Origin of the sequence: Methylobacterium trifolii, assembly GCF_022179685.1 — a bacterium.
GTDB lineage: Bacteria > Pseudomonadota > Alphaproteobacteria > Rhizobiales > Beijerinckiaceae > Methylobacterium > Methylobacterium trifolii.
The window spans coordinates 1-1,946 of sequence record NZ_BPRB01000354.1 but is presented as its reverse complement, the minus strand read 5'-3'; the positions used below and the strand labels follow the sequence as shown (position 1 = coordinate 1,946).

3 protein-coding genes are annotated in these 1,946 nt (G+C 58.3%); all 3 read right to left on the bottom strand.

Annotated elements, in window-relative coordinates; all coding sequences use genetic code 11:
* On the bottom strand, nucleotides 1-425 hold a 425-nt coding region (locus COGEMETH_RS24295; protein ID WP_238185243.1), incomplete at its 3' end, for a hypothetical protein.
* Between the two features lie 140 nt (nucleotides 426-565).
* Nucleotides 566-1,417 (bottom strand): DUF8453 domain-containing protein, encoded by an 852-nt coding sequence (locus COGEMETH_RS24290; RefSeq protein ID WP_238185242.1) that lies wholly within the window; start codon nucleotides 1,415-1,417, stop codon nucleotides 566-568.
* Nucleotides 1,418-1,575: 158 nt separating this feature from the next.
* Nucleotides 1,576-1,946, bottom strand: a 371-nt coding sequence (locus COGEMETH_RS24285) for a lysozyme inhibitor LprI family protein (RefSeq protein ID WP_238185241.1), incomplete at its 5' end; no start/stop codon positions are given.

The window sequence follows — 1,946 nt, the reverse complement described above, 5'->3', positions numbered from 1 at the left end:
CCCGGAGCTCCGGTCGCGCCGGTCGAACCCGTGGCGCCGGACCCCGTCGCGCCGGTCGGACCGGTCGTACCTGTCGCGCCCGTGCTTCCTCCGGCGCCCGTAACACCGGTCGCGCCCGTGGCGCCGGAGCCGGTGGCGCCGGTCGAACCCGTGGCGCCGGTATCGCCCTTCGTCCCCGTCGCGCCGGTCGCACCCGTCACGCCGGTCGCGCCCGTCGAACCGGTCACGCCCGTGGCGCCCGTGGCTCCGGTATCGCCCTTCGTCCCCGTGGCACCCGTCGCTCCGGTCACGCCGGTGGCGCCGGTGGCGCCCGTCGAACCGGTCACGCCCGTGGCACCCGTAGCCCCGGTATCGCCCTTCGTACCCGTGGCGCCGGTCGCACCCGTTGCGCCGGTGGCACCCGTGGCGCCCGTCGAACCGGTCACGCCCGTGGCACCCGTCGCCCCCGGTATCATGGCGCAAACGCCACAAGCACGGAGACGGCCCCCGTCCCACCTCTGGTCCTCTCGTTGGAGGATCGGTCGTGAGGTGGGCTGCGCGGTGCGCGCTGGTAGCGAGTTTGGGGTTAGGTCATATCGTTGCCGGATCGACAGCTTGTCAGGCGATGATTTGGGTCGGGGCCATCACGCCCGCCAAAATAGAGACTGAAGTTCGTGGTTTGCGACTTCCCGAATACATCCACATATTTAATAGCGCCTCTGAAGTAAATTGCGCCCTTCCGACCATATATAATCTGATTTTCTTCAACGGTAAGTGCGCGGAAGTTTTCTCTAAGTTCTGTATAAAGTCTTGGCCCAACGCTGCCAATATTTTCGGCCCCTTCGCCCTCAGTCAACGCGACAGAGTTTTCGTCCATTCCAATACCAGCAAAGCATCTGACAGAGATGTTGTTGGCCGGGGTTTGGCCTGCATTCGTAATCCGCATTTTGAAGGAGGCAATGCCATTTTCAATGAAGAGGCCAGATCCATCAATAAGAAGATAAGCTCTAAGCTGTCTTTCTGCGGTTTGATCGGCGCCACGGACGAGAGCCCGTGTTGCCAGCCACAAGAATACGGTCGCTATGCCGAGTATTACCGTGAACGCGGCAATAAGGACCGTAGCTATGGCTACAATGACCTTATCGTTTCGGTCGGCAAATTCGATAAAGTCCGCGATCGCACGTTTAGCCCAGCCGAGGTGTTCAGCTTCGGCGGTTTCTTGGCGTTTCTCCTGATCGGCCCTGGACTCGGGTGGCTTATTGCTGCCTTGGGCTGGCGCTGGGTCGCTTTGCGGTGTCTTGGCTTCGCCTTTATGGCTCTCTGGCTTCTGAGCGTCCTGACGCTGTTCGTTGGGGGGATTTGGGCCGCCTAGTGGCCCCTGAGCGGCTGCGCTCCCTATGAGCAGACACAGCAACACAAAGGCGGCGATCCCTTTCATACGGTCCCCTACAGTTCCTCAAGCGGAACTGCAGTGCAGCCGATTGCCTACAAATTGGCAAGAGGGCTTGATTTTAAGCTACTTCTGTGGGGCAGCTTGACGGCGAACCTGTGACAGGAACTCCAGATTTAATTACGCCGTGGAATCATTAATTCATCCTATGATGGCGACAGGTTTTCGAGAAACTTGACGCGCTGCGATAGCGTATCCAGCTCGCAACTGCTCGCGCCTAGTGAATCCAGCGTTCCGCCGCCGCCAAATCTATAGACAAGATCACAGTTTGTTTTGCGATACGCGAGCCAAAGCCTTTGAGAGTCGCGAAGCGCTGCTTTTTGCGCATCAGATGCTGTCGCCATCAATTTTTGATAGGCGCCGTTTAGTCTTTTATCTTGACGCTTCATTTCCAGCCCGGAACAATCAAGCATTTCTGAAGTCACGCCGCCACTTTTTTCCATGCATTTGTTATAGTCAGAAGAAAATAACTGATCTCCTGCTTTCGTCTGGATAGAAGTAATTACCCAGGCCTGTG

Coding starts and splice junctions, on each gene's coding strand:
- COGEMETH_RS24290 (WP_238185242.1), bottom strand. CDS start 1,417: ATGAAAGGGATCGCCGCCTTTGTGTTGCTGTGTCTGCTCATAGGGAGC.